Here is a 13,362-nt window from a genome sequence, read left to right on the forward strand (position 1 = left end):
GGGACGCCCGCGCTCCCAGGATAATCGCTGTGCGCGATCGATCCTACGCGCGACTGACCACGGTCTGGTGGCCGCCATTGTCGGGGTAGGCCTGCTCGGCATAGAGGCCCAGCGCCTGCATCACGGGCAGGTCGTTGAAAGTGAACAGGCAGGCATCGTCGCGGTCGGCGAGGTTGGCGTGCTCGTGCACCGACCACGACGGCACCACGAAGATGTCGCGCTCCCGCCAGTCCAGGCGCTGGCCGTCGATGACGCTGTAACCCTGGCCCTTGGCGACGCGATAGACGAAGGAGCCGGTATGGCGGTGGGCCTTGGTGTGTTCGCCGGGTCGCAGCAGCTGCATGGATGCGCCGATGGTCTGCATCACCGGCCCGCCGGTGATCGGGTTGACGTATTCCATGATGATGCCGTCATAGGGTGAGCCGTCCGATACCCGGGCGGCCTGGACCAGGGCATCGTAGGTCGGCGCCCATTCGAATTTGAGCAGCGGCGAATAAGGCTTCGTCCAGGCGTGGCGCAGATAGGCCGGCTGCACAAAGCCGGCGCCGTAGAGGCGAACCGACGAGTCCGTCGGCTGGTTGGTCTTCTGCTGCAGGTCCGGATGGACCGTGTAGAAGTTCGCATCCAGCGCATTCATCAGCGGGATGTCCAACCCATCCTGCCAGATGCAGGTCGAACCCGACGCATCGACGCCGTGCTCGTGCCAGGTACCGTTGGGCGTGAGGACGAAGTCGTTGATGCCCAGCGTCATGCGCTCGCCATCGACGATGGTGTAGGCGCCGGTACCCTCCATGATGAAGCGCAGGGCGCTTGCCATGTGCTTGTGGCTGGTCGCGACTTCACCCGGTGCCATGATCTGGATGCCGCTGTACAACAATCCGACGGCGGCCGAGACCTCGCGGCGGCCGGGATTGACCAGCATGATGACGCGGCGGCCGGCCTCTTCGGGGCTGACCAGCTCCGGCGCCCGCAGGATCGCCGGCCGTACATCCGACCAGCGCCAGATCATGGGCACCGATTGCGGCACCGGGTGCCAGGGCTCGATCTTGTTGGCGACGGTCCACAGCGCGCCCATCTCCTTGCGCTCCAGCGCATCGTAGTAGGCGTCGCGTTCCGGTGTGTCGGCGACATTGGCGCGGCCGGGCACCGCCTCGCGGTAGTTCTTTCTGGGCGACGCAGTCATGACCGATCTCCGGACCGAGGATGGACCAGTTCACCGGGGACAACCCGTGAAGTCAATCACGGCGCGCTCAGGATGACACCCCGGTCGCATTCCAGCGCCACGTGCACGCTGCGCATCGCCGGCATGCACCACGCGGCGGCGGTGCGGGATTGTCTGGTGCGTTCGCCAGGGCACGGCGTAACGTTCCCCGACCCAGAATGAGGACTGACAGACATGATCTATGAGCTTCGCACCTACACGCTGCAGCCCGGCCTGATGCCCAAGTACCTGGAGTTGGCGGAGAAGGTGGGGTGGCCGGCCCGCGGCAACAACTACGGCCAATGCTATGGCTACTGGACGTCGGAATTCGGCACGCTCAACCAGGTCTGGCACCTGTGGAGCTTCGACAGCTACGAGGAGCGCACCCGGCTGCGCGGCGAACTGGCGAAGAACGAGACCTGGACCAAGGAATACGTCGCCAAGATCCGACCGCTGGTTCAACGCCAGGATCTGCGGCTGCTCAACGCCGTGGTCGACGTCAAGCCGCCGGGTGCGGGATCGCACATCTACGAAGTCCGCATTTATCGCACCCTGGTCGGTCAGGCCAAGCCGTGGGCCGAGCTGATCAAATCCTATCTGCCGGTGCGCGAGAAGTATTCGCCGCTGGTCGGCCTGTGGACCGGAGAGTTTCCGCAGCCCAACGAGGCTGTCCATCTGTGGGCCTACAGCGACGTCAACGCCCGCATGGCGGCGCGGGCGGCGGCCAGCAAGGATCCGGGCTGGCAGGAATTCCTCGGCAAGTCGGGCGCGCACCTGGCCGAGCTGCAATCGGTGCTGCTGATCCCGACCGCGTATTCGACGATGAAGTGACGTCGTTCGCGGGTCCCGGCTGAAGGAGGCCATTCATGGTCGAGTCGTCATGCCATTGCGGTGCCGTGCGTTTGCAGATTGACGAGGCTCCCACCGAGGTGACGGATTGCAACTGCTCCATTTGCCGGCGTTATGGCACGCTGTGGGCTTACTACGCGCCCAGGCAGGTTCGGCGAGCAGGGGCAACCGACATTTATCTGTGTCACGACAAGATGCTGGAGTTTCACCGCTGCACCGTTTGTGGTTGCGTGACGCACTGGTCCGCAATCGATCCCTCCCTGGAGCGGATGGGCGTGAACGCACGGCTCATGGAACCGCAAGTCCTGGCCGGCGCCAAGGTGCGCCGTCTCGACGGTGCGGACACCTGGAAATATCTCGATTGAACGGCAATGTTCAGTCGGCGGTTCCAGCCGGTGGACCGCGTGGATTTCTGACGATTCACGAGGCGCTCTAGACGCATATTGTCCGGGCGGGACGGGGCTGCAGCGGCAGCGTCGACCAGCCCCTTGCCCGGCCTGGTCGATTCTGGCACCATCGATATATACGAGTGGATATTACGCTGGAAAGCGATCGCATGAAGACGGCCGCTGCTTTCGATCCGATTTTGCCCGGTCCCCGACGCCGCGCGGGTGATCATGGGCACGTACTGCACATCGCGCCGTTTCCGCCGGTTCTCGTCACCAAACAGCCGGAGGCGGTGCATACACCGCAGCGACGGACGAAGATCTGGGACCTGTCCCGGAACCTGCATTGCTCGATCGTGGGTACATGCCTGTCAAGCGGCGACCTGCGGCAGGTCCTGACCAAGGCGAGCATCGTTTGCTACGGCCTTTCCGAACATGATTTGCATGGCCAAGGGGTCTTGCTGGCGGCTCGCCATGACAATGCCGCCAAACTCCTGCACAAGGCCCTCGATAAGCGGCATCGGCTGGTCATCAGCCAGTTCGATGCGGCGAAGACCGTCGAGCAGGTGCGCAGCCTGTGGCATGACGCCGTCAAGCGCGGCGAGATCCCCGGTGCGTACTGGGCTGCGCTCACCCATCCGGCGACGAACGATGCCCTGATCCGCGACGTCTTCGGCGAAGTTCATATGCTGTCCCACCTGGTGGGTGCCGCCAATCGCGCCGATATCCGCCGCCTGAGCGTGCTGGAAGCGGAGAATGCCGAGCTGCGGGAGAAATTGCAGCGCCAGCAGGACCTGTTGCGTGAGGGTCTCACGTCGCGCGACGCCAAGATCCGCGACCTGAGCGACCTGCTGACCCGTCAGATTGCGGATCATGCCGGGCGCCAGAGTGTGAACACGGACAGCACCGGACAATCGACACTGACCAGGCTGGTGAGTGATCTCGAGCGGCGCCTGACGTCGGAGGTGAACAGGCGGACGCTTCTCGAAAAACGCCTGGCGAGCGCCCTGGAGGAACTGCGTCGAGAGCGTGCGTTGCGTGAAGCTGCGACGAACAGCGAGGCGGTGCTGCGTGAGGAACTCACTACCGTCGAGAGGAGCTTGTTGCCCGTCGCAGCGGATGGCGAGGATCTGCCGACGACGCCGGTCTCGTGCCAAGGGCTGTCGCTGCTCTATGTCGGCGGCCGCCCCAATCAGGTCGGCCATCTGCGCGCATTGAGCGAGAGATTGGGCGCGACCTTTTTGCAGCACGATGGTGGTGTCGAGGATCGCACCGGCCTTCTGGCCGGTCTGGTCAGTCGTGCCGATATCGTCATGTTTCCGGTGGATTGCGTCAGCCACGAAGCGGTCACCATGGTGAAGCGCCTCTGCCGCCAGGCGGCGAAGCCCTATATGCCGCTGCGCAGTGCAGGTATGGGTTCGTTCGTTGCGGCATTGGGTCGAACCGACATGATGGGCGCGCGTTCCGACCACAGCATCCGCGCATCCGTCTAAGACTTGCGCCGCCGGTATCGTGGCCGGCCGCAGATTGCCTATCGATATATTTATTAGAATATATCGATAGCTCATGACGAGGAGGGAACGCATGGACACGATTGCACTCGATCCACGGCTCAGCACGCCCGTGCGGACATTCGTGGAAAATCGCCTGAAGCTGTTGATTGACGGCAAGCTGGTTGCCGCTGCGTCAGGCAAGACGTTTCCGGTCTACAACCCGGCCACCGGGACGGTGATCGCGAGCGTGCCTGAGGCCGATCGTCAGGATGTCGACCTGGCGGTCAAGGCCGCGCGCCGGGCCTTCGATGATGGATCATGGGCGAAGGTGAAGCCGTCGGAGCGTGGCCGCCTGCTGTGGAAGCTGGCGGACCTGCTCGAACGGCATCTCGATGAGTTCGCCGAACTGGAGTCGCTGGACAACGGCAAGCCGGCGGCGGTGGCCCGGGTTGCGGACGTTCCGCTGGCGGTCGACATGTTCCGCTACATGGGCGGCTGGGCGACGAAGATCACGGGCTCGACCATCCCGATCAACATGCCCGGCGAATACCTGTCCTATACGCTGCGCGAGCCGGTCGGCGTCGTCGGGCAGATCATTCCGTGGAACTTCCCTTTACTGATGGCGGCGTGGAAGCTGGGGCCGGCGCTGGCAGCGGGGTGCACGATCGTTCTCAAGGCGGCGGAACAGACGCCGTTGTCGGCGCTGCGCCTGGGCGAACTGATACTCGAGGCGGGCTTCCCGGCCGGCGTCGTCAACGTCCTGGCCGGCTATGGCGAGACCGCGGGTGCCGCCCTCGCCGAGCATGAGCTGGTCGACAAGGTGGCGTTCACGGGATCAACCGAGGTGGGCAAGCTGATCGTCAAGGCGGCGGCCGGCAATCTCAAGAAGGTGACGCTTGAACTTGGCGGCAAGTCGCCGGCAATCGTCTTCCCCGACGCCGACCTGGATCTCGCCATCCCGGGCACGGCAAACGCCATCTTCTTCAATCATGGTCAATGCTGCTGCGCCGGCTCGCGCCTCTACGCGCACAAGAAGGTGTTCGACAAGGTCGTCGAGGGCGTTGCCGCCATCGCCGAGAGGATCAAGGTCGGACCGGGCCTTGACCCCACGACCGAGATGGGGCCCCTGGTGTCAGACGAGCAATTCTCGCGGGTCAGCGGCTACATCGATGCCGGTCGCGCGGAGGGTGCGAAGGTTGTCGTCGGCGGCAACCGGGTCGGCAACAGCGGCTACTTCGTGGCACCGACCGTGCTGACCGACACCACGCCGCAGATGAAGATCGTGCGCGAGGAAATCTTCGGGCCGGTGGTCTGCGCCCAGCCCTTCGATGACGCCGACATCGACCGTATCGCCAAGCAGGCGAACGACACGATCTACGGCCTCGCCGCCAGCGTGTGGACCCGCGACGGCGGCCTGGCGCACAAGATGGCGCATCGTATCCGTTCGGGCACGGTGTGGATCAATTGCCACAACGTGTTCGACGCGGCGCTGCCGTTCGGCGGCTACAAGCAGTCAGGCTGGGGCCGCGAGATGGGCGAAGAGGTCCTGCACAACTACACGGAAGTGAAGGCCATCACCGCGGCGCTGTAGCGGCACGTGCTGGCAGCTAACCCCTCTCCCCCCGGGCGGAGAGGGGTTTCTAGCGCGCCGGTGCCTTCATGAAGGCGTCGAAGGCGTCCTTGTGGTCGGCGTGCCAGCGCGACAGCGCCGGCCGGTTGTGGATGATGTCCTCCATCGCCCACTGCATGCGCCGGTGATCCATGTCGGTGGTGACGTCGTTGTCCGGGCAGATGATGTAGAAGTCGCCGGCACTCATCCGCTCGACCATCATGTCGATGACCTGTTCCGGCAGCCACGCCGCCGGCGGTTTCTCGCTGCGCCGCGGCCGGGTGATACCGGTGAACGTGAAGCCCGGCACCAGCAGGTGCGCCGTGATGCGGCAGCCGGGAACGTTGCGCAGCTCGTGCGCCAGCCCCTCGGTCAGCACTTTGATGCCGGCCTTGCTCACATTGTACGCGGTGTCGCCCGGCGGGCAGGTGATGCCTTGCTTCGATCCGGTGGTGACGATGGCGCACGGCGTGCCCTGGTCGATCATCGCCTGGGTGAACGTCTGCACGCCGTTGATGACGCCCCACAGGTTGACGTCCAGCACGCGGCGCCAGCGGTCGTAATGGTCCCATGGCCCGCCGCCGGGCGCCGTCCCGGCATTGTTCATCAGGACAGCGACCTCGCCAAAGGCGCGGTAGGCCTCTGCCTTCAGGTGCTCGACATCGGCCAGCCGTGACACATCCGTCGGCACCGTCAGAACGGTTTCCTTCGGCGCGCCAATGTCGGCAACCGCCGACGCGAGAGCCTCCGCACTGAGATCGGCAAGGCAAAGTTTCATACCCTGGGCGGCGAAGCGTTTCGCGGCGGCCAGACCGATGCCGCTCGCCGCGCCGGTGATGACGGCAACGCGCCCGCTGGAGAGGGCAGGATGGATGGTCATGATCAATCGCTCCGGGCTTGTTGCTGGCGATATCGTCCCGAGTGCGGCGAAGGTCTTCCGCGCGGCGCTCAGGACGATACAGGCATCAGAACCCTAGCGTTTTCAGGCCGTGCGAATCCAGACGGCCTTTACGTTCAGATATTCCTCCAGGTGCTGCAGGCCGCTCTCGCGGCCGTAACCGCTCATCTTGTAGCCGCCGAAGGGCACGGCCGGGTCCATGGCCTGGTAGCAGTTGACCCAGACGGAGCCGGCGCGGATCGCCTTGGCAAGCTTGTGCGCCTTGCTGACATCCTTGGTCCAGACGCCGCTGCCCAGGCCGAAGGTGGTGGCGTTGCCGCGCTCGATGACCTCCTCGATATCCGTGAACGGAATGGCGGAGATCACGGGGCCGAAGATCTCCTCCTGTGCGATCCGCATGTCATCACGCACGCCGGCGAAGACGGTCGGCGGCACGAAGTAGCCCTGCGCCAGCTTACCGTCGATGAGTCGGGTGCCGCCAGCCAGCGGCCGGGCGCCCTCCTGTTTGCCGATCGCGAGATAGCCCGTCACGCGTTCGAGCTGTTCGGCCGAGACCAGCGGGCCGACCTGCACGTCCGGATCGCGGCCGTCGCCGACGCGCAGGTTGCTGCCGTACTTGGCGACGCGATCGGTGAACTCGTCGTAGATTTTCTGTTCGACGAACAGGCGGGTGCCGGCGCTGCAGATCTGGCCGGAGTTGGCGAATACCGCCATGCCGGCACCGGGAACGGCGGCTTCCAGGTCGGCGTCGGCGAAGACGATATCCGGCGACTTGCCGCCCAGCTCCAGCGACACGCGCTTGAGGTTGCCGGCGGAGGCCTGGACGATCTTCTGGCCCGTGACGTGCGAGCCGGTGAAGGCGACCTTGTCGACGTCGGGATGGGCTGCCAGCGCCGCGCCGGCGGTCTCGCCGAAGCCGGGCACGATGTTGACGACGCCCGGCGGCACGCCGGCCTCCAGGCACAGCTCGCCCAGGCGCAGTGGTGTCAACGGCGCCTCTTCGGCAGGCTTCAAGATCACCGTGCAGCCGGTGGCCAGCGCCGGGCCGATCTTCCAGACCGACGCGCTCAGGGGGCCGTTCCAGGGAATGATGGCGCCGACGACGCCGACCGGTTCCTTGAGGGTGTACGAGAAGATGTCGCCCGGCAGCGAGTTCTCGATGGTCTCGCCGTGCAGGGCTGTCGCCATGCCGGCGTAGTAGCGCAGCATGCCCAGCACGCGTTGGCGGCCGGCGCGCGTGCGGCTGAGCGGGGCACCCATGTCGAGCGTATCGAGCAGCGCCAGATCGTCGAAGTGCCGCTCGACCAGATCGGCCAACCGCAGCAGGATCATTTGCCGTTCGTTGGGCTTGACCCGGCTCCAGGATCCCTTGAACGCCCGGCGTGCGGCGGCGACCGCGCGGTTGACGTCCTCGGCATCACCCTCGGCCACGTCGGCCAGGATTTCGCCGGTGGCGGGATTGCGGGTCTCGAATGTCTTGCCCGAGGCGGCGTTGACCCATTGGCCGTCGATCAGCAGGCGCGTCGGGCCGGACACGAGGCCGGATCCCCCGCTGACGGTCGTCACAGTATCCATGGCATCCTCCGTGAGGAAACGGCCGCGGCTCGTGCGGGTTGCCGCGGCAGGGTTGGCATCACGGTGATCTTAGATACGATATATATGTGTGTATATAACGCGCGGCACGCATCGACGCACAGCGGATATGTCGTCCGTTATCAGGAGTCGCCGACCTCGAAGTCGCCCGGCTGTGGCGGTGCTATGGGCGTGAACAACGTGCGGTCCGGCTTGATGTCCAGCAGCGGCGTATCGTCGAGGCAATCTAGGCCGCGCACCAGCAGGGTGGCGCCTTCCTGCGCGACAAGGGTCGCGATCGACGTTCCGATGGGATTGGGCCGCACCGGCGTGCGCAGCGAGAAGGTGCCGCGGGCGTTACCGTCGTTGGCTGGGCTTTGGCGGACCAGGTCGCGCCGCGACAGGTGCAGCCAGTACAGAACCTCGAGCCGTTCGTAGGCGGTGATGCCGTCGAGTGCGCGCACCCAGGGCTCGAACAGCTCGATGCGGCAGATCGGCCCGTCGGCGCGGCCCTGGCGCGGGCAGACCAGCCGCGACTGCCAGGGCGTCCGGATACGGCCGATAAAGACGAGACCGGCGTCGGTCGTCGCCGGCATCTCGACGGCGAGTTCCGACGCACGGATTTCGTTCTCCCGGACCATGGCGTTCAGTCGACCGCGACCATGACGTCGGACGCCTTGATGACCGCGTAGGCCTGCTGCCCGACGGCCAGTTTCAGGTCTTCGACCGCCTGGTTGGTGATCGAGGCTGTCACGATTGTGCCACCGACATCCAGGCGGACATGCGCCGTGGTGGCGCCCTTGGTGACCTCGACCACTTTGCCCTTCAGCAGGTTGCGGGCGCTGATCTTCATGTCGTCTCTCCTCGTGGTGAACGGTTGAAGGAAGGGGTGCAAACATAGCGGCCGACGTCGGTCAGATAGGTGACAGCGACGTCGACACCATAGAGACGCCGCAACATGTCTGATGTGAGCGTCTCTTGCGGTGAGCCCAGGGCGATCAAGTCGCCGCCCCGGAGCAACGCGACCTGGTCGGCACAGGCAAAGGCATGATCAGGGTCGTGTGTCGATAGAAGGATTCCCAGGCCTTGAGCCGCGAGTTTGGCGATCTGCTCGATCACCCGGGTCTGGTTGCCGAAATCGAGATTCGCCGTGGGCTCGTCCATGACGAGAATGGCGGGCTCCTGGGCGAGCGCCCGGGCGATCAGGGTCATCTGCCGCTCGCCACCGCTGATCGTCGTATAGGTGCGATCGGCGAGGTGATCGATGCCTAGCGCGTGCAGCGCCTGGCGTGCCGCGTCGCGGTCCTGTGCCGACGGCGCCGAGAACAGGCCGACCCGCGCCGCGCGTCCCATCAGCACCACCTCGCGCACGGTGAAGGGGAAGAGCGCGTTGTGTGCCTGCGGCACATAGCCGAGGCGGCGGGCCAGTTCCGGCCGCGCGAAGTCCGCCAGCGCGCGACCGTCGATCGTGATCGCACCGCCCTGTGCCGGGATCAGGCCCAGCAAGGTCTTCAGCAGTGTGGTCTTGCCGCCGCCGTTGGGGCCGAGGAGGCACAGCACCTCGCCGGCATCCACGGCACAACTGACGCCGCGGCCGACCGGTGCGCCGCGATAACCGAAAGCGACGTTGACGGCCGCCAGCGTCATTCCCATCCCTTTCGCGTGGTGGCGAGCAGGTAGAGGAAGAACGGCGCGCCCAGCGCCGCCGTCAGGATGCCCAGTGGCGTTTCCATGGCGGCGATGCTGCGCGCCAGCGCATCGATGCCCACAAGGTAGCCAGCGCCCAGCATCACGGAGGCCAGCAGCAGCCGGCCGAAATCGGGGCCGACCAGCATGCGGGCGATGTGCGGGATCAGCAGGCCGATCCAGCCGATCACGCCGGTAATCGACACCGATGCCGCCGTGATCAACGTCGCGCCGGCAATGAGGAGGGCGCGCAGCCGGGTCGTATCGATGCCCAGCGCGCGTGCCTCCTCGTCGCCCAGCGTCATCAGGTTCATGCGCCAGCGCAGGAGGACCAGCGGCACGAAGCCGATCGCCAACGCCGGCAGGATGGATACCAGATCGCCGCGCGTCACGGCGGCCAGGCTGCCGAGCAGCCAGTAGGTGATGGCGGGCAGCTGGTTGTAGGGATCGGCCAGCACCTTCAAGAGCGAGAGGCAGGCGCCGAGCAGGGCACCGACGGCGACGCCGGCCAGCACCAGCACCAGGATGGGATCGCGCGTGCGGATGGCGGCGCCGACGGCATAGACCAGGGCCACGGCGGCAAGCCCGCCGATGAAGGCCAGCAGCTGGATCATCAGGACCGGCAGCGACAGGAAAATGCCCAGCACGGCACCCAGGCTGGCGCCGGCGGAAACGCCCAGGATGTCAGGCGAGACCAGCGGATTGCGAAACAGGCCCTGGTAGGTGGCGCCGGCGGCCGCCAGCGCCGCACCCACGGCGAGGCCGGCCAGCACGCGCGGCAGGCGCACCTGCCACAGCACCGTCTCGATCGTCGGATCAACAGTCGAGGGCTGGCCGGTCAGTCGGCCGATCACGGCGGCGATGACGTCACCGGCCGCGATCGGATATTTGCCGACTCCGAAGGAGAGCACCACGACGGCGATCAATGCCAATGGCGCCACCCAGACACCGGTACGGCCCCACCATCCGGTGTCCTGTCCCGCGGCAAGCCTGTCGCGGACGCTCATGGCGGCGGTGAGACCGCATCGCGCAGGAGCGCGTCGAGCAACGGATCGGACAGTTGGACGTGATAGAACTGGCTGTAGTAGTCGCGCGTCGCCTGGCGAAGATCGGCCGTGAAGATGTCGGGATGGAGCAGCGTGGCCAGCCAGCGCATGCCGATGAGGCGATTGGCGCCCGGTGGCGAGTCGAACCAGCCGTATGGCAGCGCCGGCGTGCGATAGATGCGCCGCTCGCGGACGGCCTTGATCCCCGACCACAGCGGATTGTGGGCGACGTCGCGGTAGAACGCGGGCTCGAGCGCCAGAATGACATCCGGATTCCACCCCAGGACCTGTTCGACCGACACGGTGGTCAGGCTGCCACGGCCGGCCGCGGCGGCGACGTTGCGGGCGCCGATGGCCTCCAGCACTTCAAGATTGATCGAGCCTGCCAGCCCGGTCTCCAGGCCGCGCGGGCCGCGGCCGTAGTAGACGCCGGGGCGGCGTTCGACGGGGATCGCCTCAATGCGCCGACGGATGTCCTGCACGGTCGACTCGGCATAGCGGGCCAGTGTTTCGGCGCGCTCCTCGCGGCCCACGATCTTGCCGAACACACGATAGGTGTCAGCCGTCTTGCCGATCGTACCGTCCAGCAGCAGGTAGGGAATGCCGGTCTGCTGCTGGATACGGTCGGCCAGCGACACATAGGTGGCATCGGTGCTGCCGACATCGATGATCAGATCGGGCTTGAGCGCGAGGATGGACTCGATGTTCGCCGTGTTGCCACGCCCGGTGAGGCGCCCATGCGCCGGCAGGTCGCGGTAGGGGGCAGCGAGGTAGGCTTTCTCTTCAGGCGACGGCTCGCGCACCCAGCCGACCATCAGCTCCGGCGCCAGCGTGTAGAGCAACACGGATGCCGGTGGTCCCGCCGCGATCACGCGCGTGATTCGCTGGGGCACCTGCACGGTCCGGCCGGCCCCATCGACGATCGCGCGCGTCTGGGCAGTGGCAGCCACGTTGGCGCCGTCGAATGCGCACAGGCCTGCCAGCATCGAAACCAGGCAGAACCACCAGATCCTGCGCCGACTGGAACGCATCAACATCACCGATCCGATCGCGATAGGCGGAAACATAGCGAAAGCAATGAACGCTCGTAAACCGATGCGGTGGGCGAACACCTATTTGTGCAGAGCGACCTCCATTTGACACGAACCAGCCTCGTTATATACTGTTGGATACAGCGATGGAATTCTGTTCATCGGCATGTGCCGTTTTTTGCTGGTTGGGTTCACAAGGCGGCAAGGAACGGTGCGGCGTACGGCGGGTGTGCGTGAACGCACGGGCAATCCGCGATCGGTGAAGACGCAGCGAGAGCAGCATGATGGCGACCGACGCAGATGTCTGGCGCGTGGCGGGCATCCTGATCGATGCCTACGGGGACGATGCGCCGCGCTATGCGCTGGCCTCCGTCGACCTCCTTCTCGAGCGCGGCGACCTGCGCCTGGCCTCGCAATGGCGTTCGGTTTCAACCGCAGCCACCGTGCTTCTGCGCGAGAGGGACACGTCGCGCGACGTGGTCCACTGACGCCACAGGGCCGTCGGATTCCGATATCTGGACCGTCATTCTCGATACAGGATCCTCTTCGACATGAGGCCGTGCCGCGCGGTAGGCTCGGGGCTGAAGCCGCGATTGCGGTGCCGTGACATCGGCCATTTCCCACGGTGACGCTCATGAAGTTCGGTATCCACAATCCGTCATGGCTGTTCGGATCCGACCCCGCCGATATCTTCGAGGCCGTCAAGACCAAGGCGCTGTGGGCCGAGGACAACGGCTTCGCGTGGTTCTCGGTGATGGACCACCTGATCCAGATCGCCAATGTTGGTGCGCCTGACGAGCCGTTCATGGAGGGCTGGACGGTCCTGTCGGCGCTCGCGGCGGTGACCCGGCGCATCCGTCTGGCCACGCTGGTCTCGTCGGTCCACTACCGTAATCCGGCGCACCTTGCCAAGATCGCCGCCGGCGTCGACCAGATCAGCCGTGGCCGGCTTACCTTCGGCATCGGCGCCGGCTGGTTCGAGACGGAATACCGGCAGTACGGATGGGAGTTCCCGCCGCGGCCGGCGGTGCGCATCCGACAAATGGAAGAAGCCGTCCGGCTTATCCTCGCCATGTGGACGCAGAAGCGCACGACCTTCCACGGCAAGTACTTCCACGCTGAGGACGCGATCCTGGAACCGAAGCCGCTGCAGAAGCCGCACCCGCCTGTCATGATCGGCGGCGGTGGCGAACAACTGACATTGCGTGCGGTTGCCCGCCTGGCCGACGCCTGCAACGTCGGCGGCACGCCCGATGTGGTCCGGCACAAGTTCGAGGTCCTGCGTCGGCACTGCGACGCCGTGCAGCGCGACTATGAAACGATCGAACGCACCAACGTCACCAGCCTGGTTATCGCACGCGATGCCGCCGCGTTTGCCGCCAAGCGCCAGCGATTGGCGGTGCCGGAATCGTTCTACGGCTTTGCCGGCACCGTGTCCGACGTCATCGACCTGGTTGGCCGATATCGCGATGCCGGCGCGCAGCTTTTCATCTGCAGCGCCTATAAGAACGACGTCGAAACGTTGGAATTGCTCGCCGCCGACGTCATGCCGCACTTTACGGCTGGTACGACGGCCTGAGCGACACGGGAG

General features: G+C 65.7%; 14 protein-coding genes. 6 read left to right on the forward strand and 8 right to left on the reverse strand.

Annotation, left to right across the window (positions count from 1 at the left end; genetic code table 11):
• Window positions 1-43: 43 nt before the first annotated feature.
• A complete protein-coding gene (locus tag FQU96_RS18040; RefSeq protein ID WP_146542714.1) occupies window positions 44-1,183 on the reverse strand; it encodes a cupin domain-containing protein in 1,140 nt (379 codons plus the stop codon).
• A gap of 213 nt (window positions 1,184-1,396) precedes the next feature.
• Between FQU96_RS18040 and FQU96_RS18045 the strand changes: the two genes are divergently transcribed.
• The 4 genes from FQU96_RS18045 (at window position 1,397) to FQU96_RS18060 (ending at window position 5,520) form a co-directional block, all read left to right on the forward strand.
• Window positions 1,397-2,032, forward strand: coding sequence for an NIPSNAP family protein (locus tag FQU96_RS18045; protein ID WP_146542715.1), 636 nt, complete (start codon window positions 1,397-1,399; stop codon window positions 2,030-2,032).
• 35 nt (window positions 2,033-2,067) lie between these two features.
• On the forward strand, window positions 2,068-2,415 hold the full coding sequence (locus FQU96_RS18050) for a GFA family protein (protein ID WP_146542716.1): 348 nt from the start codon (window positions 2,068-2,070) through the stop codon (window positions 2,413-2,415).
• Window positions 2,416-2,606: 191 nt separating this feature from the next.
• Window positions 2,607-3,929 (forward strand): DUF2325 domain-containing protein, encoded by a 1,323-nt coding sequence (locus tag FQU96_RS18055; RefSeq protein ID WP_146542717.1) that lies wholly within the window; start codon window positions 2,607-2,609, stop codon window positions 3,927-3,929.
• 91 nt (window positions 3,930-4,020) lie between these two features.
• Window positions 4,021-5,520 carry an aldehyde dehydrogenase family protein gene (locus FQU96_RS18060; RefSeq protein WP_146542718.1) on the forward strand — a complete coding sequence of 500 codons (1,500 nt, stop codon included), beginning with the start codon at window positions 4,021-4,023 and terminating at the stop codon, window positions 5,518-5,520.
• A 49-nt stretch (window positions 5,521-5,569) separates the two neighbouring features.
• Here FQU96_RS18060 and FQU96_RS18065 read toward each other — a convergent pair whose 3' ends face one another.
• The 7 genes from FQU96_RS18065 to FQU96_RS18095 form a co-directional block, all read right to left on the reverse strand.
• Window positions 5,570-6,418, reverse strand: coding sequence for an SDR family NAD(P)-dependent oxidoreductase (locus tag FQU96_RS18065; RefSeq protein ID WP_146542719.1), 849 nt, complete (start codon window positions 6,416-6,418; stop codon window positions 5,570-5,572).
• A gap of 102 nt (window positions 6,419-6,520) precedes the next feature.
• A complete protein-coding gene (locus FQU96_RS18070) occupies window positions 6,521-8,011 on the reverse strand; it encodes an aldehyde dehydrogenase family protein (protein WP_146542720.1) in 1,491 nt (496 codons plus the stop codon).
• 140 nt (window positions 8,012-8,151) lie between these two features.
• A complete protein-coding gene (locus tag FQU96_RS18075; RefSeq protein WP_146542721.1) occupies window positions 8,152-8,649 on the reverse strand; it encodes an SAM-dependent methyltransferase in 498 nt (165 codons plus the stop codon).
• Between the two features lie 5 nt (window positions 8,650-8,654).
• Window positions 8,655-8,861, reverse strand: coding sequence for a molybdopterin-binding protein (locus FQU96_RS18080; RefSeq protein ID WP_146542722.1), 207 nt, complete (start codon window positions 8,859-8,861; stop codon window positions 8,655-8,657).
• Complete coding sequence (locus tag FQU96_RS18085) at window positions 8,858-9,655, reverse strand: ABC transporter ATP-binding protein (protein WP_146542723.1); 798 nt, start codon at window positions 9,653-9,655, stop codon at window positions 8,858-8,860. Before FQU96_RS18085 ends, FQU96_RS18080 begins: the two co-directional genes overlap by 4 nt.
• Window positions 9,652-10,701 (reverse strand): iron ABC transporter permease, encoded by a 1,050-nt coding sequence (locus FQU96_RS18090; RefSeq protein WP_146542724.1) that lies wholly within the window; start codon window positions 10,699-10,701, stop codon window positions 9,652-9,654. The genes FQU96_RS18085 and FQU96_RS18090 overlap by 4 nt, the downstream gene beginning before the upstream one ends.
• Window positions 10,698-11,777 carry an iron ABC transporter substrate-binding protein gene (locus FQU96_RS18095; RefSeq protein WP_370461376.1) on the reverse strand — a complete coding sequence of 360 codons (1,080 nt, stop codon included), beginning with the start codon at window positions 11,775-11,777 and terminating at the stop codon, window positions 10,698-10,700. The genes FQU96_RS18090 and FQU96_RS18095 overlap by 4 nt, the downstream gene beginning before the upstream one ends.
• A 275-nt stretch (window positions 11,778-12,052) precedes the next feature.
• On the opposite strand from FQU96_RS18095, the gene FQU96_RS18100 reads away from it, so the two are divergent.
• Both FQU96_RS18100 and FQU96_RS18105 read left to right on the forward strand, forming a co-directional pair.
• On the forward strand, window positions 12,053-12,259 hold the full coding sequence (locus tag FQU96_RS18100) for a hypothetical protein (protein WP_146542725.1): 207 nt from the start codon (window positions 12,053-12,055) through the stop codon (window positions 12,257-12,259).
• Between the two features lie 146 nt (window positions 12,260-12,405).
• Window positions 12,406-13,350 (forward strand): LLM class F420-dependent oxidoreductase, encoded by a 945-nt coding sequence (locus tag FQU96_RS18105; protein WP_146542726.1) that lies wholly within the window; start codon window positions 12,406-12,408, stop codon window positions 13,348-13,350.
• Window positions 13,351-13,362 lie beyond the last annotated feature (12 nt).

It is taken from the genome of Reyranella sp. CPCC 100927, assembly GCF_007859315.1.
Classification (GTDB): Bacteria; Pseudomonadota; Alphaproteobacteria; order Reyranellales; family Reyranellaceae; genus Vineibacter.